General features: G+C 37.9%; 15 protein-coding genes and 1 rRNA gene. 6 read left to right on the top strand and 10 right to left on the bottom strand.

Annotated elements, in window-relative coordinates; all coding sequences use genetic code 11:
- The 3 genes from AAV97_RS01860 to AAV97_RS01850 form a co-directional block, all read right to left on the bottom strand.
- Nucleotides 1–93, bottom strand: a 16S ribosomal RNA gene (locus AAV97_RS01860); the annotation flags it as partial.
- A gap of 423 nt (nucleotides 94–516) precedes the next feature.
- Nucleotides 517–1,083 (bottom strand): peptidylprolyl isomerase, encoded by a 567-nt coding sequence (locus AAV97_RS01855; protein ID WP_046759647.1) that lies wholly within the window; start codon nucleotides 1,081–1,083, stop codon nucleotides 517–519.
- A gap of 293 nt (nucleotides 1,084–1,376) precedes the next feature.
- Nucleotides 1,377–2,444 (bottom strand): alpha/beta hydrolase, encoded by a 1,068-nt coding sequence (locus tag AAV97_RS01850; RefSeq protein ID WP_046759646.1) that lies wholly within the window; start codon nucleotides 2,442–2,444, stop codon nucleotides 1,377–1,379.
- 202 nt (nucleotides 2,445–2,646) lie between these two features.
- Between AAV97_RS01850 and AAV97_RS01845 the strand changes: the two genes are divergently transcribed.
- The 3 genes from AAV97_RS01845 to erpA all read left to right on the top strand — a co-directional run bounded on the left by AAV97_RS01845 (nucleotide 2,647) and on the right by erpA (nucleotide 4,905).
- The gene (locus AAV97_RS01845; RefSeq protein WP_046759645.1) at nucleotides 2,647–3,102 is read left to right on the top strand and encodes a hypothetical protein; all 456 of its coding nucleotides are present in this window, start codon (nucleotides 2,647–2,649) and stop codon (nucleotides 3,100–3,102) included.
- 333 nt (nucleotides 3,103–3,435) lie between these two features.
- On the top strand, nucleotides 3,436–4,440 hold the full coding sequence (locus AAV97_RS01840) for a putative solute-binding protein (RefSeq protein WP_009584755.1): 1,005 nt from the start codon (nucleotides 3,436–3,438) through the stop codon (nucleotides 4,438–4,440).
- 129 nt (nucleotides 4,441–4,569) lie between these two features.
- The gene (erpA, locus tag AAV97_RS01835; RefSeq protein ID WP_004823963.1) at nucleotides 4,570–4,905 is read left to right on the top strand and encodes an iron-sulfur cluster insertion protein ErpA; all 336 of its coding nucleotides are present in this window, start codon (nucleotides 4,570–4,572) and stop codon (nucleotides 4,903–4,905) included.
- A gap of 70 nt (nucleotides 4,906–4,975) precedes the next feature.
- On the opposite strand, the gene AAV97_RS01830 is transcribed toward erpA, so the two are convergent.
- Both AAV97_RS01830 and AAV97_RS01825 read right to left on the bottom strand, forming a co-directional pair.
- Nucleotides 4,976–5,818, bottom strand: a complete 843-nt coding sequence (locus AAV97_RS01830) for an alpha/beta fold hydrolase (protein WP_009584725.1) — start codon at nucleotides 5,816–5,818, stop codon at nucleotides 4,976–4,978.
- 248 nt (nucleotides 5,819–6,066) lie between these two features.
- Nucleotides 6,067–7,194, bottom strand: a complete 1,128-nt coding sequence (locus tag AAV97_RS01825) for an anhydro-N-acetylmuramic acid kinase (protein ID WP_046759644.1) — start codon at nucleotides 7,192–7,194, stop codon at nucleotides 6,067–6,069.
- 82 nt (nucleotides 7,195–7,276) lie between these two features.
- On the opposite strand from AAV97_RS01825, the gene tyrS reads away from it, so the two are divergent.
- Nucleotides 7,277–8,491, top strand: a complete 1,215-nt coding sequence (tyrS, locus tag AAV97_RS01820; RefSeq protein ID WP_046759643.1) for a tyrosine--tRNA ligase — start codon at nucleotides 7,277–7,279, stop codon at nucleotides 8,489–8,491.
- A 62-nt stretch (nucleotides 8,492–8,553) separates the two neighbouring features.
- Here the strand turns inward: tyrS and AAV97_RS01815 are convergent, their stop codons facing one another.
- On the bottom strand, nucleotides 8,554–9,558 hold the full coding sequence (locus AAV97_RS01815; protein ID WP_035300451.1) for a putative solute-binding protein: 1,005 nt from the start codon (nucleotides 9,556–9,558) through the stop codon (nucleotides 8,554–8,556).
- 424 nt (nucleotides 9,559–9,982) lie between these two features.
- Between AAV97_RS01815 and AAV97_RS01810 the strand changes: the two genes are divergently transcribed.
- Entirely contained in the window at nucleotides 9,983–11,917 is a 1,935-nt protein-coding gene (locus tag AAV97_RS01810) for an ATP-binding cassette domain-containing protein (RefSeq protein WP_046759642.1), read from the top strand.
- A gap of 955 nt (nucleotides 11,918–12,872) precedes the next feature.
- The gene (locus tag AAV97_RS01805; protein ID WP_004823975.1) at nucleotides 12,873–13,880 is read left to right on the top strand and encodes a putative solute-binding protein; all 1,008 of its coding nucleotides are present in this window, start codon (nucleotides 12,873–12,875) and stop codon (nucleotides 13,878–13,880) included.
- 160 nt (nucleotides 13,881–14,040) lie between these two features.
- Here AAV97_RS01805 and gyrB read toward each other — a convergent pair whose 3' ends face one another.
- The 4 genes from gyrB to dnaA all read right to left on the bottom strand — a co-directional run bounded on the left by gyrB (nucleotide 14,041) and on the right by dnaA (nucleotide 20,324).
- Entirely contained in the window at nucleotides 14,041–16,509 is a 2,469-nt protein-coding gene (gene gyrB / locus AAV97_RS01800; RefSeq protein ID WP_005034820.1) for a DNA topoisomerase (ATP-hydrolyzing) subunit B, read from the bottom strand.
- Nucleotides 16,510–16,561: 52 nt separating this feature from the next.
- On the bottom strand, nucleotides 16,562–17,644 hold the full coding sequence (gene recF / locus AAV97_RS01795) for a DNA replication/repair protein RecF (protein ID WP_046759641.1): 1,083 nt from the start codon (nucleotides 17,642–17,644) through the stop codon (nucleotides 16,562–16,564).
- Nucleotides 17,645–17,670: 26 nt separating this feature from the next.
- Nucleotides 17,671–18,819 carry a DNA polymerase III subunit beta gene (gene dnaN / locus AAV97_RS01790; RefSeq protein WP_004823980.1) on the bottom strand — a complete coding sequence of 383 codons (1,149 nt, stop codon included), beginning with the start codon at nucleotides 18,817–18,819 and terminating at the stop codon, nucleotides 17,671–17,673.
- A gap of 110 nt (nucleotides 18,820–18,929) precedes the next feature.
- A complete protein-coding gene (dnaA, locus tag AAV97_RS01785) occupies nucleotides 18,930–20,324 on the bottom strand; it encodes a chromosomal replication initiator protein DnaA (protein WP_009584751.1) in 1,395 nt (464 codons plus the stop codon).
- Nucleotides 20,325–20,934: the final 610 nt, after the last annotated feature.

Genomic DNA, 20,934 nt, shown 5'->3' with positions numbered 1-20,934 from the left:
GGTCAGTTACCGAAGCAACCTTCCCCGCTCGACTTGCATGTGTTAAGCCTGCCGCCAGCGTTCAATCTGAGCCATGATCAAACTCTTCAGTTAAAATCATTAGTGACTTAAGGTCACAATTCTGGCTCATCAATGTACTGACAAATTCTCTCAAATAAACTTCGAGTAATTTAAACCAATCAATCAATGATAATATTTCGATCAATCAATCAGTAAAAATCCACACAAGTTGTTCTTCATATTCTCTTAATGATCAATTTACCACTTCGTCAGTGATAAATAAGACGCAATAAACATTTAACAACTTAACCCTCTAAGCTAAGTTCGTTTGCTGTATCGCGTCGGGATGAGCTCATTATAGGGCAATTTCTTACACAAGCAAGTGCTTTTAACTGATTGTTTTATTGAGTGTTGTATTTTTATGCACTATTTTGGTTCATTTTTAGACTTATTATAGCGTAAGCTTTTAATAATAAAGCAGAAATATGACCAAAATATTTCTGCTTTATTTTTTAATTATTTTTTGACATTGCTCTTTATGGTTTGAATACTGATGATTTTTACAGCTTGTTTAGGTACATCTTGATACATCCCAACTGTTGCTGTTGGGGTTTGAACAATTTTATCTACGATATCGAGTCCTTGAGTAACTTTACCAAACACGGCGTAACCTGGGTTACCCGCAGACTTATTTAAAAAGTCGTTATTTGCAACGTTAATAAAGAATTGGCTGGTTGCTGAATTTGGTGCATTGGTTCTCGCCATTGCTAAAGTGCCACGAAGGTTCTTTAAACCATTACTCGATTCGTTTTGAATCGGCGCCTGCGTTACTTTCTCTTTCATATTACTATCGAAGCCACCGCCTTGGATCATAAAGCCAGGAATAACGCGATGGAAAATGGTGCCATTATAGAATTGACTATTTACATAGCTCTTAAAATTCTTAACGGAAATTGGAGCTTGATCATCATATAGTTCAATATTGATGTTGCCCAAGTTGGTTTTGATTTGCATATCTGTATTGGCAAATACAGGTTGCATGAGAATGCCCAAAGCAACACCCATACAGATTTTCTTAATCATTGTCTTTTTTCCTTAAATTGATTTGATACGTTTGCGCTTATATTAGTGTGCTTTTATATGATTGAAAAATGACATTTCACCACCTTTACCAATACCCTACATTTATCTGTTGAGATAAAGTTGAAGTTCGAATTGTTTAAATGGTCTAAGCATCTTTATATTGTGTATCTTTATATATAGTCAGCTTAGCTAGCTTATGTATTTTGCTTTCTACTTAGCTTGATTGTTTTTTTGATCAACAACTATTGTTTCACGTGAAACAATAGTTGTTGATACTCAATATGCGATCGGCTTTATTGTTTATCCCAAAATTTACGAAACTCTTTACTCATTTCAATGACGTATTTTTTTGCTTTTCGTGATACTGGCGTTAGGTTGATAAAACCGTGAGTTTGATCTTCATAATCATGGTAATGAACTTTGACACCATTTTGTCTGAGTTTGTAGGCGTAAATTTTACCTTCATCATGCAATACATCATGCCCTGCTGTGATCACAAAGGCTGGTGCAAGTTTCTTGAGAGGACCATTGGTTGGTGAAATGATTGGATCATCCAAGGCAACATTAAAACGTGTGACGTAATAGTCTGTCACATAATCAATATCAGAACCTGTTAAAACCAAACCATCTTTATAAGCAAAGAAGGACGGATGTCGACTCTTAAAATCAACTGCAGGATAAATTAAAAATTGAGCTTGTGGTGCATATACTGAATTTACTGTTCGTTGTGCCACGACTGCACTAATATTGCCACCTGCACTATCTCCACCAACCGCAATTCGACTTTTTAGGATTTTAAATTGACGGCGATTTTGATATACCCAAGCCAGAGCATCTTCACATGACTGGATCAATTCGCGAGGTCCAACTTCTGGAGCGAGTGGATATTCAATACTTAAAACTTGAACTTTTGCATGTGCTGCAATTAATCGACACACTTCATCATGGGTATCAACACTCCCCACGACAAAACCACCGCCATGGTAAAAAACAAGCATTGGTAATTTTTTATTTGGTGCGGGATGATAATGGCGCGCATAAACACTACCACTTTGTAATGGTAAACGAATATCTTCTACAAACTGAACATGGGTAGGTTTATTGATAATAGATTGCATTTGTGATTCAAACTGCTTTCTAGAGCGTTCTACATTTGCACCAATAAAGCCTACTTTACCTTGCTTGAGTTGAGCAGCCATTAAACATTTGGTAAAGCTGTCCAATTGAGGGAATTGGTAAGGATATCCCAATAACTTGCTTAAAGACTCTTGTGCAAATGTCGGTAAACGATCTACAGCACGCCCCGCTGAACCTTGCCCCTTTTCGACTAACTCATGAATATTACGTTGAAAAGCAACCATTATGTTTCTTCCTTAAATGTCCAAATTCTTCATATTTTCTACATGATCAGGAATTGACTGACTATAATCTTATACAAGTCTCGTCATCGATATACAAATATAAATTTTAAATACGCTAATCTGACTAAAATGACTTGTCATTGACTATTTTGCTATATCTCAGTTTTTTTTTGCTATTTTGATTGTTACACGGAGACAACTTATGGCTATCAAAGCATTATTTGTTTCGCTCATAACATCTATTATTGCTGTGGGTTGTGTTGCATTTCCCGATGAAGGTTATGACACACGCGGTTATGGACAACCGGTTTATCGTGATTATGGCTATGCTCCACGCTATGATTCAAGATATGACCGCAATAATGACCGTCAGCGTTGGGAACGTGAGCGTGCCTATCGTATACAGCAAATGCGGATTGAACAAGAACGGCGCCAAGCTCAGCATGATCGACAACGTTGGCAATATGAACAAGCAAAACGTGATCAAATGAGAAAACAGCATTGGGAACAACGTCGACAAGAGTGGAATAACAAATCTAATCATGATCGTCGCTGGGACAATAGAGCTGACCCAAAACAATGGCAACAGCATGACCGCCAAAATCAACGTGATAAAAAACGTGATGATCGTCGAGGGCGTGACAACAATAAAGACTAAGGGTTCAAACTACACCTCAATGCTATTGTCAATTTAGCAAATGCAATGAAGCTTTGAAAAACAAAAATCAAGGTTTTACAAGACCATTTGCCAAATGATCAGATTTATATTCTGATTTGAAATTTTGTCATTTAAGTCATTGTGATTTCATTCATTTCAGGCAATGATTTGGCTAATGTCAAATGATACTTTCACTCAAATTATGACCATGGAAATGGATGAATTGAGTGGAATATTTGATTGTGTAATAAATCATATCCTGAATTAAATTCTTGATAAAAAGTCCAGTTTGGTTGGACATGAATAATATTGATCATGGAAAGGAAAAAAATAATGAAATGGTCTCATGCCCTCATTGTTGCTACAGGTCTTTTGGCTACTGTCTCTACTACTCAAGCAAAACAAGTCATGTGTGTGTTTGATTTGGTTGGTAAAAATGGCGACGTTTTTACATTAATGAAAGATTATCAACTTGCAGCGAAAAACTGGGGTGCAGATCTTGAATTAAAAGTAAATTCTAATGAAGCCGTCATTGCTGAAGATTTTAAAGCTGGTAAATGTGATGCTGTCAGTATTACGGGAATGCGTGGTCGTCAATTTAATAGCTTTACAGGCTCTTTAGATGCCATAGGTGCGATTCCTGACCTTAATCTTGCGGTAAAAATCATGCAAGGACTTGCTAGTCCAAATTTTGCCAAATACATGACCAATGGAAAGTATGAAGTGGTCGGGGTAATTCCTGTTGGTGATGCTTTCCTCATGGTCAATGACCGTAACATCAATACTGTTGCCAAAGCAGCAGGGAAAAAAATTGCAGTTCTTGACTATGACCAAGCCCAAAAGATTATGGTTCAACAAATTGGTGCTCAAGCTGTAAGCGCCGATGTAACCAATTTTGGGAGTAAGTTTAACAATGGGCAGGTTGATATTATTGGCGCACCTGCCGCTGTATTTAAACCACTAGAGTTACATAAAGGTCTAGGCAGTAAAGGTGCGATTGTTAATTATCCACTTTTACAAGTGACTGGAAATATTATTATTCGCCCTGATAAATTCCCAGCTGGTTATGGTCAAAAGTCTCGTGATTGGATTAAAACTCAGCTTCCTCGCGCCAACAGTATTATTGGTAAGATGAAGGCAGATATTCCTGCTAAATACTGGATGCAGGTGCCTGAAGGCGATAAACCAGGGTATCAAAAGTTAATGCGTGAGTCGCGTATCAGCTTAACCAAACAAGGTGTTTACAATAAGCAAATGATGAAAATTCTTTGGCAATTCCGTTGTAAAAATGACCCTAAAAACTTTGAGTGTGCCCTACAAGATGAGAACTATAAATAAATCTAGATTAAATCCGATAAATTTAGTCTGAATTTACTTTAAAGTTCACTCACTGACCATATATTGAGTATGTTATACTGAATATATGGTCTTTTTGTTTAAGCCATTCGAAATATGAGGAACAATATCATGACCGCCCAAGCACTTGAGCTGACCGACAATGCTGCAAATAAAGTTCGCCAACTTCGTGATAGCGAAGGTAATCAAGATTTGATGTTACGTGTCTATGTAACGGGTGGCGGCTGTTCTGGTTTTTCTTATGGATTTAATTTTGCTGAAAGCATGAACGAAGATGACGCAGAATTTATCAACGGCGATGTAAAAATGTTAGTTGACTCGTTGAGTTACCAATATCTTGTTGGCTCAAAAGTAGATTATGTTGAAGGTCTAGAAGGCTCTCGCTTTATTGTTGAAAATCCAAATGCAACAACCACATGTGGCTGTGGTTCATCATTCTCCATTTAATTCAAAGCATATTTTGAATCAAATCATGCCCTCTTCTTGTGAGGGCATTTTTATGGTTAGAACATCAATATTAAATCGTTTCTAAAATATACTGACTCAATGCTTTGGCATTTTGAACAGGAATCCAATGTGTTGCATCCATAATAATTTCTCTATAAGGTGCAGCAATATAACGATGATTCAATTCGACACTTTTTGCACTTACTGCTGAATCATGTTTGCCCCAAATAAACAAAGTTGGAACGCGAATCGGTTGAGTAAGATGGCGGTTTGAACTAAATGGAAGTCCTCGATACCAATTTAATGCATAGCTTAAACGTTGTTCAGCCACCATGTCCTGTTGAAAATCTTCAAGTTGTTTCGTAGTCATTCCAGAATCTTTTAATAGACCTAAGCCAAATTTTGGGACTTTTTCAAACAACAGCTCGGGAATCTTCGGCAGTTGAAATAATCCAATATAATATGATTTTAATAGTTGATTACTGCTCAGCATTGCTCGCATAAATGCGGCTTTATGTGGAACTGAAACCGTAATGAGATGTTTAATTTTTTCAGGATAATGCTGGGCAACCTCCCAAGCCACGACAGCACCCCAGTCATGCCCGACCAAATATACAGGTTGCTGGATCATTTCTAATAAAGCATTTACATCTGCTACCAACTCTGCACTTCGATAGTCCCGACGATTTTCTGGTTGCGCCCCAAGACTATATCCACGCTGATTAATAGCAAAAGTTCGATAGCCTTGTTCATTTAAGATCTCAGCGGTTTCAGTCCAACTTTTATTGGTTTCAGGAAAACCATGTAATAACACAAAAATCTGTCCATCTAAAGGACCTGAATCAATCACATCAAAGGTTAAACCTTCTCTTTGAAAAGACTCAATACGTTGTTTTTCTATTGCTAAGCTCATGCGCATCTCAAATTTTATTTTTACTGATCTTGAAAGTTTACTCACGATTTTTTAACAGCAGTACAGGACATTCTTGACGCTAAACAGGTCGATGATTGTTCGACAAAAATTCTGTTCTTAGGGTTTTACTACAGATAAATGATGCTTAAATTTATCGGCTAGTTTTTGAAACATTGTCATAGACCTATATTTTTTCATCTAAATCTCATATCAGTAAGGTGAGACGCGCACCTTACTGATGATAAACCTTAAACAGCAGTAATCGTTCCCAAAACACGATAACCTTTTGCACCCGTCACTGCAGGTAAATTTCCACTCAACTGCTGATCAAAACGCATTGCTAACCACGCAAAAGCCGTTGCTTCGACCCATGTTGGTGCTAAGCCCAAGGCAGAAGTCGATTGCACAGACCAATTATGTTTACGCAGACGCCAACGAAGTTGTTCTAACAAATGGGAGTTATATGCACCACCACCACAAACATAGACTTCACCAGTATCTAAAGGTGAACGATAGATGGCTTTTTTGATTGCACGCGTGGTCAGTTTCATTAATGTCGCTTGGACATTTTCAGGCGTATCTTCTAATTCATCATATTCTAAATCATTACGCCAATCGGAAATTTGCTCATCCAACCACTCTAAATTGAAGTCTTCACGACCTGTACTTTTAGGGGGTTCTTTGGAAAAATATTCATGTGACTGCAAACGATCCAACAAGGAACGAATCGGTTGACCATAAGCTGCCCAATTGCCATTTTCATCATAAGGTTGCCCAGTATAACGATGACACCATGCATCCATGAGAATATTGGCAGGTCCTGTATCGAACCCATAAACACCTTGTTCATTCCCCGCAGGCAACATACTGACATTGGCGATTCCACCTAGGTTGAGAATCACACGATGAATCGTTGCATGTTGGAACAATGCCTGATGAAATGCAGGAACCAATGGTGCACCTTGCCCACCTGCTGCCATATCTCGACGTCTAAAATCTGAAATTAGAGGAATCTGGGTAATCTCAGTGATGATATTCGGATCGCCAATTTGTAAGGTAAAGCCATGTTCTGGACGATGTCGAATTGTCTGCCCATGTGAGCCAATAGCTTTGATCTGGCTTCTATCTAAGTTATTTTCTTGTATTAGTTGATTAATACCATTTCCAATCATGGTTGCAAGCGCCACATCGGCCTTACCCATTCGATCAATTTCATTATCATCGGGTAAAGTCAAAGCCATCAATTCATCCCTTAAATCAGGATCAAAAGCGACGGTAAGTGTGGCATGAACATGTAAAGGATCAAATGAAGCTGCAACAAAATCGACGCCGTCCATGCTGGTTCCAGTCATTACGCCAATATAGATTGTTGTCATGAGATATTCTTCGCCTGCATTATGCTGAAAAAATGTTAGTATATCGCACAAATAGTCTAACTGAAGTATTTGGGTTTTTGTAATGTCAAATTTCCTGCCGGCTGAAGAACAACTTGCCCTCATTCGCCGAGGCACTCATGAAATTATTTCTGAAGAAGATCTTCTGAAGAAACTGAAAGAAAATCGTCCTTTAAAAATTAAAGCAGGCTTTGATCCAACTGCACCAGATTTACATTTGGGTCATACAGTTTTAATTAATAAGTTAAAAGCTTTTCAAGATCTTGGACATGATGTCACGTTCTTGATTGGTGACTATACTGCGATGATTGGCGATCCAACAGGTAAAAGTGCAACTCGCCCACCACTTTCACGTAAGCAAGTTTTAGAGAATGCAAAAACTTACCAAGAACAAGTATTTAAAATTCTTGATCCAAATAAAACTAAAGTTCGTTTTAACTCTGAATGGTTTGCAACAAAAACTGCTGCTGATTTGATTCAATTGGCTTCACAGCAGACCGTTGCACGTATGTTAGAGCGTGATGACTTTACAAAACGCTATAACAGTCACCAACCGATCGCCATTCATGAATTCTTGTACCCATTGGTACAAGGGTATGATTCGATCGCACTTGAAGCTGATGTAGAGCTGGGTGGAACAGACCAAACATTTAACCTCCTTATGGGTCGTACCTTACAAGGGCGTTATGATCAAGAGGCTCAAGTGTGTATCACTGTGCCTATTCTTGAAGGTTTAGATGGCGTCAACAAGATGTCTAAATCCTTGGGCAACTATATTGGTGTCTTTGATGCGCCGGGTGCAATGTACCAAAAAGTGCTGTCTATGCCTGATAGCTTGATTGAACGCTATTTTGAGTTACTTAGCTTTAAGTCTATGGATGAGATTGAAGTTCTTCTCAAAGAAATGGCAGATGGGCGCAATCCTCAAGAAATCAAGAAAATTCTTGCACTTGAATTGGTTGAACGATTCCATGGTGCAGAAGCTGCTGAACATGCCCACAAAGGTGCAGGTAACTTAATTACTGAAGGTGAATTACCTGAAGGTACACCAGAGGTAACCATTTCACGTGGCGAGTACGGTGGAGAAATTTCGATTGTTTCCATTTTACGCGCGGCGGGTTTAACTAAAAATTCAGCTCAATCTAAAGATGCTGTTTCACGTGGAGCAGTTAAAGTAGATTGGCAAGTTGTCGATGCTAGTTTTACAGTGAAAGAAAATGTGACTCTAGTGATTCAAGCCAGTAAGAAAGCCATTGCCAAAGTGACTTTCATTGACTAATTACAGTTAAAATTGCTTTGAAAAGCCATCAATATTGATGGCTTTTTTGTCTCCAGCAACTTTTATTCTCCTGCTAGCGAACACTCAAAATTGGTACGATCCACAGTACAACGTGCCCTTTTTAATACAGACATCATTACAGGATCGTAAATCCCTCTTTTGGTCAGTTCTATGCGTCCATCACGTAACAATTTCTGATAACGAAGTGCATCGTCTTTGCTCACATTTAATTTATATTTTGCAGGAATTTCAGCTTCCATTTTTTCTATTTTTTTAAAAGAACTGTTCAATTGTTTAACTGACCATTCTCGAGACTTCATGCCGAAACCATCAGGAAATTGATCGGACTTAATAATTAAGTCAGCCGTCACATTGACTACGGGATAAGTAAACATTGCCCCATTCGCCCCTATACCCTTATAAATTTCTAACGGCTTGTAAGCATAAGCTGGTGAAGCAATGGCATCTACTTCACCATCATTAAATCTTTTAACAAAATTAAAAATATCAGAAGGCACACCAATCGCCCCAACCCGTTCAACAGCAATCTTTTGTGCAATATCGTAATGCAGATAAGCAAATTTTTTCCCTTTACCCTTTTCTAGGGTATTGATTGAACGATCACGAACAAAAATATAGGCGATCCCAATAGGTGTGATTGCGACCAATTCATATTTAATGCCATTTTTTTCAGATACCAATCGCTTGGCATTGCGTTTATCCAAAGCATAATTAATCGCTTTTTTGGCAATTTCATTGTTGGGAATTCCACCTAAAGCATCAATTGAACCCCCAAATTTATTGTACTCACGTGAGCGCATAGTGGTCATGGCAGCAGCATCACACTTATTGGTCTTAAAGTTTTTATCCACCATTTCTTCTGACTGATATACCGTTAAATTGACGTCTGCACCCCATGCTTTTGCTGCCAAAGCCCATTCTTCCATCAATTTATAAGACTCACCTGCCTTTCCCAACAAATCGAAGACACAAACATTTTGCTTGGCTTGTGCCCAAGGTGACAGAAAAATAGAAACAATAAGAAGTAAATATCTAGCCTTATTCATCATCTAAACTTCCATATTTATTTACAGATAAATTGCAATTTATGTAAACAATTCAGTCCACAATAAATTGCTTTAATACACATTTAATAAATAATAATGTGATACATACTACACAAAATTTAAGCATTTTTATCATTTTTTGATCGGAAAGTTAGCAATAGCATTAGCTTTAAAATAAAACGAATTAAAATTCAATTATTAATATCAAATATATAAAATTTTAATATTGTTAAAATATACTAAAAAATTAACATTCCGCTGTTGTAATCCAAGCAACATGAAGAAGTATGCTGTCAGATTCACTTCTCTTTTCATGATTTGTCACCCTAAAACCAATTTGTTTTCGGTTTTATTCAATACATTTTTTGAACTCTGGGATTTATCCTTTAATATATCGCATCCAATAGGCAACAGTCAGCTTCTTATGATTCAGTTAGATCAACTTTCAATTCGTCGCGGTGGACGCATTTTATTTCAAAAAGCGTCAATGCAACTTCATCCTGGTTGGAAAATTGGTTTAACGGGTGTCAATGGTGCAGGTAAATCCACCCTCTTCTCAGCATTACTCGGTGGTATTGAATCTGATAGTGGCAGTCTGACTCGCCCAAATATTTGGACTGTTGCCCATATGGCTCAAGAGATCAAAGCGCTCGATATGAAAGCCATCGATTTTGTGTTGTCTGGCGATGAAGAATATTGGCAAATTCAAGATCAATTAAATCATCCAGAAAACCTAAGTAATGATGAGCTCGCACACCTATATAGCCGTTTTGAAGAAATTCACGGTTATACAGCATCTTCTAAAGCATCACAATTGATGGCTGGACTAGGCTTTTTTGAGCATCAATCTGAACTTTTAGTGTCGAGCTTTTCAGGTGGATGGCGTATGCGCTTAAATTTAGCGCGTACATTGATGAGTCGTTCAGATTTACTTTTACTCGATGAACCAACCAACCATTTAGATTTAGATGCAATTCTTTGGTTAGAAGATTGGTTAAAAGCATATGAAGGCACACTGATTTTAATTTCACATGACCGAGATTTCTTAGATGCTATTACGGATCATATTTTACATATTGAAAATCAGATCTTGACCTTATATACAGGCAATTACTCTACTTTTGAAACTACGCGTGCGGAACGCTTAGCACAACAGCAGCAAGCTTTCGAAAAGCAACAAGAAGCCAAAGCACATCTACAAAAATTTATTGATCGTTTTAAAGCCAAAGCCACCAAAGCGCGACAAGCTCAAAGCCGGATTAAACAACTGGAACGAATGCAGGAACTCGCACCAGCGCATGTCGATAATCCATTTACGTTTAGTTTCCGAGAACCCAGCAAAATGAGTTCTCCGCTACTTACATTGGAACATGCAGATATTGGTTATGGTGATAAACTAATTGTGACCAATGTTAATTTACAGATCACGCCTACCAGCCGTATCGGTTTATTAGGTATGAACGGTGCGGGTAAATCGACGCTAATTAAATCTCTGGTAGGTGATTTAGCGCTAATACAAGGCGTCCGCAAAGATTCTGAATTATTAAATATTGGATATTTTGCACAGCATCAAATGGATGCTTTAGATGGCAATGCAAGTCCAATGCTGCAACTTGCACGAATCGCAGACCCAAAAATTAGCGAAGCCACCTTACGCTCATTTTTAGGCAGCTTTGGATTCAGTGGCGAACGTATGGACACTCCTAGTGAAAGTTTCTCAGGTGGTGAACGTGCCCGTCTGGCGTTAGCACTCATTGTTTGGTTACGTCCCAATGTGCTCATCCTTGATGAACCAACCAACCATTTAGATTTAGATATGCGTCATGCTTTAACTATGGCGCTACAAGATTTTGAAGGTGCTGTGGTTCTGGTTTCACACGAACGTCAATTAATTGCGTCAGTATGTGATGAACTGATCTTGGTTCATGCAGGTCAAAGCAAAGAATTTGACGGTGATTTACAAGATTATGCAGCATGGTTACGTCAAGCACGTATTGATATGATGAAAAATGGTCAAAAACCAAGTGCCCCTATTCAGTCTCAAGTCGTTGAAAAAACCAGCATCTCTAAAGTCGACAAGGAAGCTCAACGGAAAGAAGCCGCACGCCAACGTGAACTGAGCCGCCCGATTCGCAAGAATATAGAGAAAATTGAAAGCCAAATTGGCAAAATTCAGCCTAGACTTGTTGAAATTGAGGAATCTTTAGCAGATTCAGCACTTTATGAAGCAAATTGTAAAGATGATTTGCTCAAATTAATGAATGAACAAACTGAACTCAAAACAAAGCTAGAACAAGCTGAAGAGCAAATGCTAGAGTTAATGATGGAACTTGAAACATTAGAAAGTTCTTTCGAATAATGCTTTTTGAATCAGCTAGAGGTGGAGGCATCCACCTCTAGTTTTATTTACAAAAATACAAATAAATCAATAACTTAAAATAAAATTTTAATCATGCAATAAACCTTTGATGAAATCCTTCATGGTTCACTGCAACATCGCCCAATCTGATTCCTTTTTATTCCCACGACAATTCTTTTTTGATTTTCAACGATCAAAGCCATTTTTAATGTGTTCTTGATGCACATTTAACATAACTGATGCTTCTGATCAGATCTGATCAATTTTTAATATGGAAAATACGCAGTCCATTTTGGAATAATTTTTTAAGTCAAAGCCTCTACAATCTCTCAAAAAGATACATAACTTTTATTTATAATTTAAAAAACAAGCGTGGAACATATTAGAATTACTACAAAATTAAGAAATAGAGTGTTTTCCTGATAATCTTGTTCAAATTTAAGCGTTTCTGATCAAACAATTGTGGATAACTAAGATTTAATTACTGTTTGTTGAAAAATTTTCACAGTCCATTTTTTAAGATTTTTATGGTATTTGAGCATTAAAGTTTTTACTTTCTGTAGTCAAAATTCGTTCGAAATCCAAAATTACCCACAGACTTATCAACAACATTTTGATCAAGAATCAGTCACAATTCAAGTATAAAATTTGTCCATTCGTCGCTTTTTTAATGTCTATCTGATTTTTAAAAAAGTTAAATTGAGTAAAAAATAGTGAAAATTACACAATCTTGTTACATACAAACAATTTGTAATAAAAGCAGTACCACTTACTTAAAAATTTGATTTAGTTATGAAAATGAATGATATGTAATAAAATGAACCAACTAGTTCACAATAATTATCAAAAAAATAAAAATAAATGGAGTAAATACTCTATTTTTTTCAAACAAAGCTGATTAATATTGCGCTTAAGGAAAGTTCCTCAAGATGAACAAATAGATCAGGACGAAAATATGAAAAAAATTGCATTCGCTATTGCCGCTACTTCTTTACTTGGAGTGAGCTCAGCATCTCAAGCTGCTATTGATGTTTGTGTATTCGACTTATTGGGTAAATCTGGTGAATCGTTCCAGATGGCTCAAGAATGGGCATTGACAGCAAAAAGTTGGGGTGCAGATATTAATCTTATCCCTAAACAAGATGAAGCTGTTGCTGATAACGATTTTAAAGCGGGTAAATGTGATGGCGTGTTTATGACCGCAATGCGCGCACGTCAATATAATAAATTTGTAGGTTCAATCGATTCAATTGGTGGTGTACCAAGTAATGCGATTGCACAAAAAGCCATTACTTTTGCTTTAGATGCACGTAATGCAGCAAAAATGACCACAACCCTAGGTGGTAAAAAATACGAAGTTGCAGGGATCGCACCATTAGGTTCAGCATTTATTTTCGTACGTGATAAAAACATCAACTCAATCGAAAAAGCTGCTGGTAAAAAGTTTGCGGTATTGAGCTACGATAATGCACAAAAAATCTTGGTACAGCGCGTAGGTGCACAAGCAGTGCCATCAGATATCACTAACTTTGTTGCTAAATTCAACAATGGTCAAGTTGATATGGTTGGTGCGCCTGCATATGCTTATAAACCACTTGAAATTCAAAAAGGTCTAGGTGCAAATGGGGCGATGTTTAACTTCCCAGTTCTACAAGTAACTGCTGACTTTGTCATTCGCCCAGAGAAATTCCCAGCTGGTTTTGGTCAAAAATCTCGCGATTATTTTGTGAAAAACTTGCCAAAAAGCTTTGCAATGATCAACCGTTTAGAAGCAACCATTCCTGCAAAATACAAGATGAATTTAACGGCTGAAGATAAACTTAAATATCAAAAGTTAATGCGTGACGGTCGTTTAGAACTGACTAAGCAAGGCATTTATGATGCAGGTATGATGTCAGTACTGAAAAAAGCACGCTGTTCAGTAGATAAAGCCAACTTTGAATGTACCCTTGGCGGTGAATAATACAATTGAGTATTTCAACATTTGCAATAAAAAACCAGTTTTCATAAACTGGTTTTTTATTGCTCTCTTTTTAAATTTAGAATCATATATTTAAATTATTAATCACAAAAAAGGGAACAAACCAAAGTTTATTCCCTTTTTTTGCACTGTATTTCTTCAATTAAGCATCAATATCAGCATTGAGTGCATTTTCTTCAATGAAAGCACGACGTGGTTCTACGTCATCACCCATCAAACACGCAAACATACGATCTGCTTCAATTGCATCATCAATCGTCACTTGAAGCATATTACGGTTTTCAGGATCCATTGTGGTTTCCCAAAGCTGCTCCGCATTCATTTCACCCAAACCTTTATAGCGTTGGATCATCATGCCACGACGAGAGTCACTTAAGATGTGTTGCCACACTTGGTGGAAGGTTGAAACGTTGATTTTACGTTCACCTTTTTGCAAATAAGCACCATCTTCCAACAAACTGAACCAGCTCTTAGAATTTTGCAATAAACGTTTATATTCACTCGATGCCAATAAACCTGCATCTAATAAATAGCTATGCGGTAAGTTATGCACATATACGGTAATACGTGGGAAATAAACTGTCGTTTTAGTTCCGTCAGCATTGTCTTTATCGAATGCCTCTAAACTCAACTCAGGACGAAGGCTTGGTTGAGCTGTACCAATAGCAGATTGAAGCTTTTCCGCCCATTGCTGTACATAATTTTGATCATGATTTTGATCAAGTTTATAAGCATCTAAACTTAACAAACCATCCAGCAAAGTTGCTGGATAACGTAGCGTTAAACGATTCAAGCTTTTTTGTGAAGTTTGATAATCTGAGATCACTTTTTCCAGTGCCACACCACGAATAGCAGGTGCATCTGCACTTACGTGCAACTCTAACTCATCAATTGCATTGGAAATCAGATAAGTTTCAAGCGCTTCATCATCTTTGATGTATTGCTCTTGTTTACCTTTCTTCAACTTATACAATGGAGGCTGAGCAATGTAGATATAACCACGTTCTACAAGCTCAGGCATTTGACGGAAGAAGAAAGTCAGCAGCAAGGTACGAATATGTGAACCATCCACGTCCGCATCGGTCATGATAATGATTTTATGATAGCGTAATTTGTCTGGATTATATTCTTCACGCCCAATACCACATCCTAGTGCAGTAATCAGCGTTCCCACTTCTTGAGATGAAATCATCTTGTCGAATCGAGCACGCTCGACATTGAGAATTTTACCCTTTAATGGAAGAATGGCTTGCATCTTACGATTACGCCCCTGCTTTGCAGAACCGCCCGCAGAGTCACCCTCGACCAAGTATAATTCAGAAAGTGCTGGATCTTTTTCTTGGCAATCTGCCAATTTACCTGGTAAACCCGCAATATCAAGCGCACTTTTACGACGCGTCATTTCACGTGCTTTACGCGCCGCATCACGCGCACGTGCAGCATCAATAATTTTTCCTGCAATCGATTTGGCTGCTTGAGGATTCTCCAACAAGTATTCAGAGAAAGCCTTATTCATTGCCTGTTCTACCGCAGGTTTTACTTCACTTGATACCAATTTTTCCTTGGTTTGTGATGAAAACTTAGGGTCAGGCACTTTCACTGAAACGATTGCTGTTAAGCCTTCACGCGCATCATCACCAGTTACGGCAACTTTCTCTTTTTTGAGTAAGTTTTCATTTTCCATGTAGCTGTTTAAGCCACGTGTTAATGCTGCACGGAAACCAGCCAAATGCGTTCCACCATCTTTTTGTGGAATGTTATTGGTGAAACAACGTACATTTTCCTGATAAGTATCGTTCCACTGTAATGCGACTTCAACACCAATTCCATTTTCAGCTTGCGTAGTAAAATGGAAGATTTCATTCAGATGCGTTTTACCTTGATTGATGTATTTTACAAATTCAGATAAACCACCTTCAAAATCGAAGATATGCTCTAAAGCGACACGTTCGTCACGAAGAACAATACGTACACCAGCATTTAAGAATGACAGCTCACGTAAACGACGTGCCAAAATATCCACATTAAAAATCGTTTGACTGAAGGTTTCTGCACTTGGCCAGAAACGCACAGTGGTTCCTGTGGTTTCAATATCACCGATCACTTTCAAGGGATATACAGGATCACCATGTTTGTATTCTTGTTGGTGAATATGCCCAGCACGGTGGATCGTTAATTCAAGTTTGCTCGATAGTGCATTTACGACCGAAACACCTACACCATGCAAACCACCTGATACTTTATAGCTGTTATCATCAAACTTACCGCCAGCGTGTAGAATGGTCAGAATTACTTCTGCCGCAGAAACACCTTCCTCTGGATGAATATCAGTAGGAATACCACGCCCATTATCTGCAACACTGACAGATTCATCTTCATGAATCGTCACTAAAATTTCATCACAGTGACCTGCTAAGGCTTCATCAATCGCATTATCGACGACTTCGAAAACCATATGGTGTAAACCTGAACCATCATCAGTATCACCAATATACATACCTGGACGTTTACGAACTGCATCTAGACCACGTAATACTTTGATACTAGAGGAATCATAAGCCTTTTCATTGGTTTGTTCTGTCTGAGAAGCGATTTGATCTTCTGAACTCATGGTTTCTCCCTAGTGAAAAATAGGTCTTTCCAAAATTGGTTAAAATCTAAAATCATGTTGCAACAACACTTACCTGACCTTGATCCACCTGAAATAACTGGTAGGAAATAGACAAATCATGCAAATGTTTTTTTACTGATTCATGGTCTAGTGTGGTAATAAAAACTTGACTACCAAGTTGGCTCAATCGCTCAATTAAACGTTGTTGTGCACTTAAATCTAATTCTGCTGTTACATCATCTAATAATACCACAGTTTCCTTATTACAGGCATGTAACATGGCAATTTGTGAGAGTTTTAACGCCATTATGAGTAACTTTTTTTGCCCTCTGGACAGTACCACATCAGCATCCCCCATTGAGGTTTTTAGTCGGATGTCAGCACGGTGCGGACCGTATTCAGTATAGCGACGATCAACATCTTTTTGATGATATTGAATGAGGTCATTGGCTAAGCCATGTTCCACATGGAACCCTGCGTTATACTCCATATCAATACTTAAATCAGGAAGTAATTGCGCCAAATCTTCTTGTAAATATTGTTTCCAACGATCGACTATTTCGACGCGCTGAGAATGCAACATTTCACCATAATCACTGAGCATTTTGTTCCACGGTTCCAAATCTTGCAAAGACAGGTTGCGTTGCGATTTCAGCAACGTATTGCGTTGTTTCAAAGCTCGCGAATAATATTGCCATGCATAATAAAAATCTGGTTCCACGTGAAACATCAACCAATCAAGCAATTGTCGCCGTGGCTTTGCGCCATGGTCAATGATATCGGTACTTAAAGGATCAATCAGTTGCAAAGGTAGAATTTTGGCAAGTTGCCCTTGTGTTGCCACAGTATCGCCATTGACTTTAATCAGTTGCTCACCACTCTGTAGTTTCTGCATACCGATTTTTTCAGTCATAGATTGCGCAAAGACAATCGCATCAGCTTGATTATTTTGAATGTAATTTTTAGGAATATGGGTTCGAAAGGAACGTCCAGTTGCCAATAGATGAATGGCTTCTAAAATCGAGGTTTTTCCAGATCCATTTTGTCCATAAAAAACATTAAACGGTTGCAACTCTTGGAGAGCAACCGTCTTAAGATTTCGAACACGTTGTATATTTAAACGCGTAATATGCATAACAAATGATTTAAAAAATAAATCAATTAAACACGCATTGGCATGACAACATAGGTTTGATTGGATTGGGTTGGATCTTGAACCAATACCGACTGATTTGCTTCAGACATGGTCATCGCAACATCATCACCATCTAAAACACTCAATACATCTAAAATATATTGCGCATTAAATGACATTTCCATAGGTGCATTGGCGTATTGAATGGCTAGATCCTCAATCGCCTCATCCTGTTCAGGGTTGTTTGCACGCAATTGCAAAGAATCTGCATTAAAATTCAAAAACACACCACGTAATTTCTCATTACTTAAAATCGCAACACGTTGTAATGATTGCTTGAACACATCATGCGGGATATGAACCACTTTATCGCCACCACGCGGAATCACACGACGATAGTCTGGGAACTTACCATCGATTAATTTTGTCGTGAAACGTACAGTAATGTCACCTTGCTCTTTATCACGGCTTGGTGTTTGAATGGTTACATTCAACAGTTCGCGACCGATCAACAAGGTCAATTGTTCATCTTCGATGCTTAGAAGGCGTTGTAGTTCCCCTACCGCTTTACGTGGAACAATCGCTTGTACCAACTGGGTTGCAGTTGATGATGCTAAGGTTTCACACAGTGCCAAACGGTGTCCATCAGTCGTCACAGCTCGCAATTGATTTTCATCAATTTCCAATAAAGTTCCAGTCAAATAAAAACGCACATCTTGCACAGCCATGGCAAAAGAGGTTTTTTCAAATAAACGCTTTAATTCACGTTCAGTCACTTGAACTTGTGTGCCTTGACTATGCTCATTGGTCAATAATGGATAATCTTCTGCTGGCAAAGTTCCCAAAACAAAGCGGCTATTTCCTGATTTTAAAATACAACGCTGGTCTTCAGTAATCTGTAAATCAATCAATGCTGCCGATGGTAAGGATTTGCAGATATCCACCAATTTACGCGCAGGAACAGTGGTTTCCCCAGCTTGTAAACATGCACCATCCGCTAAGGTTGTGCTGGCAACCAACTCGACTTCCAAGTCTGAACCAGTAATGGTAAGCGCTTGATTTGTAGCTTGAATTTTCACGTTTGAAAGAATATTCAAAGTATGGCGACGTTCAACAGCTCCAACCACATGGGATAAAACATTGAGTAAGCTCTCTTTCGCGATTTTCAAACGCACGGTGGAAATCCTCTAACTAAATTTGACAGAAAAGACAGATAATAAATTTTTTTAATGACGTACTATGCGGCAGTTTATGCCGCATTGCAAGCGTATAATTTGTACAAATTTTAGCTTTGTAACAGACGCATGAGGTTTTTATAATCCTCATTAAAAATTGGGTCTTCATCACGTAAGCTCTGCACTTTTTCACAAGCATGCATGACCGTACTATGATCGCGACCACCAAATGCCATACCAATTTCTGGGAAGCTATCCCCAGTTAATTCACGAGCCAAGCCCATAGCCAATTGGCGTGGTCGAGCATAAATACGGGTTCTTTTTGGACCCACTAATTCTTTCAATGGAATGCGGAAATACTCACTCACCACGCGTTGAATATTTTCTGTACTGATCGTCCGCGCACGAATGGCCAAAACGTCTTTCAGTGATTCACGCACCACTTCCAAATCAATCGCAGCACCTTTAAAACGGGATATTGCGACGACTTTATTCAATGCGCCTTCAAGCTCACGAACATTGGCAACCACTTGTTGAGCAATAAACAATGCGCAATTTCGCGGGAGATCAATACCACTACTTTCAGCTTTTTTCAGTAAAATTTCGATTCGAGTTTCGATATCAGGCGGTTCTACACCAACAGACAACCCCCAAGAAAAGCGTGAGACTAGACGTGGATCAAGTTCTGTTAACTCTTTTGGATAGCGATCCGAAGTTAAGATAATTTGTTTAGACTCATCTAATAAAGCATTGAATGTATAGAAAAATTCAACCAAACTGGCTTCTTTACCCGCCAATAGATGAATATCATCGACCAATAATAAATCTAAAGAACGACAATTCTTTTTAAATTCCTCAACCTTACCTTTTTGCAAAGAGCTGACAAAATCTTGGACAAAACTTTCAGCAGTCATATACATCACGCGCGCATTTGGTTTTGCCTGTAATAAAGCATTTCCAACCGCTTGCATTAAATGTGTTTTACCGAGACCTGTTGGACCATAAAGAAACAGCGGATTATGCTGAGATTCACCCAATTGAGTCAAAACTTTACGACAAGTTTCTGCCGCCATTTGGTTGGAACGCCCCTCTACAAATAAAGCAAAATTAAACAATGGGTTAAGTTGTCTCTTTTTCACATTTTTTGCAGAAACAACGTCTTGCTCTTTGTCTTTTTTTACTTTTGGCGATGCTATAGCTGGGCTGGCATGTTGTTCTAAAGCAGCAGTAGTCGTTGCGGGTTGTTCAGCAGCAGAAAGGATTGCACCTGGACGTGAATCAACCAAAATTTCAACTTTACGTACACGACCTTCAGATAATTGCTCTGCCAAGATTGAAATCAATTCTAAATGATGTTCTTGAATGTAGCGTGTCCAATATGGATTAGGTGCATACAGTTTTAAAGTATCTTCGACTTCTTCTGCAACCAACGGACGAATCCACATGGCAAAGACATTATCAGAGAGCTCTTGTCGCAAGCGAGTTAAGCAGTCCGTCCAAAGCATGTGAAACCCCTCTATTCCATTTTAAATTCAAAAAACACAACATTCCCCCTACCCTATAGATAAAGGGGTCGCCATTCTAACCAAGTTATCCACATCTGTCATGAACAATTAAAGTAAATTCGCTCAAAAAAGCAACTTTCTGTAAATAAATTTAAATTCAAAGCACTTGTGGATAAGGTTTTCCACATGCTGTGGATAAATTACCACATAAACTTATCCACAATCCATAAAATTAATAAAAACACAGATACCCACAGCTTAAATCTTTATTATTTAATGTAAAAAAGCTGTTTTCCACAGAAATAACCGACACTAATAATAATAAATTTAAATTTTAAATTTGAATTTATTTATAAGAACCGAGTTTTTTGTGGATAACCTTCAAGTTATGAATTTAAATTCAAAATTAGCAGGTTTTTAAATTTAAAAGCATGGAAACGAATTTAAATCTAGATGAGGTTATGGATAACTTTGAGGATATATATGTTGGTAACTCTTATTTATACTATAAAATAATAAGTTATGTTGTGAATACTTTTTTTGTTGTTTTTATAGCTCAAAAGACAGTTAAAATTTCATGTGGGTAAAAATGCAACAAATATGATCGAAT

Source organism: Acinetobacter sp. Ag2, from assembly GCF_001005515.1.
Classification (GTDB): Bacteria; Pseudomonadota; Gammaproteobacteria; order Pseudomonadales; family Moraxellaceae; genus Acinetobacter; species Acinetobacter bereziniae.
The sequence above is the reverse complement of the archived record's forward strand: the minus strand, read 5'-3'. Positions and strand labels throughout refer to the sequence as shown.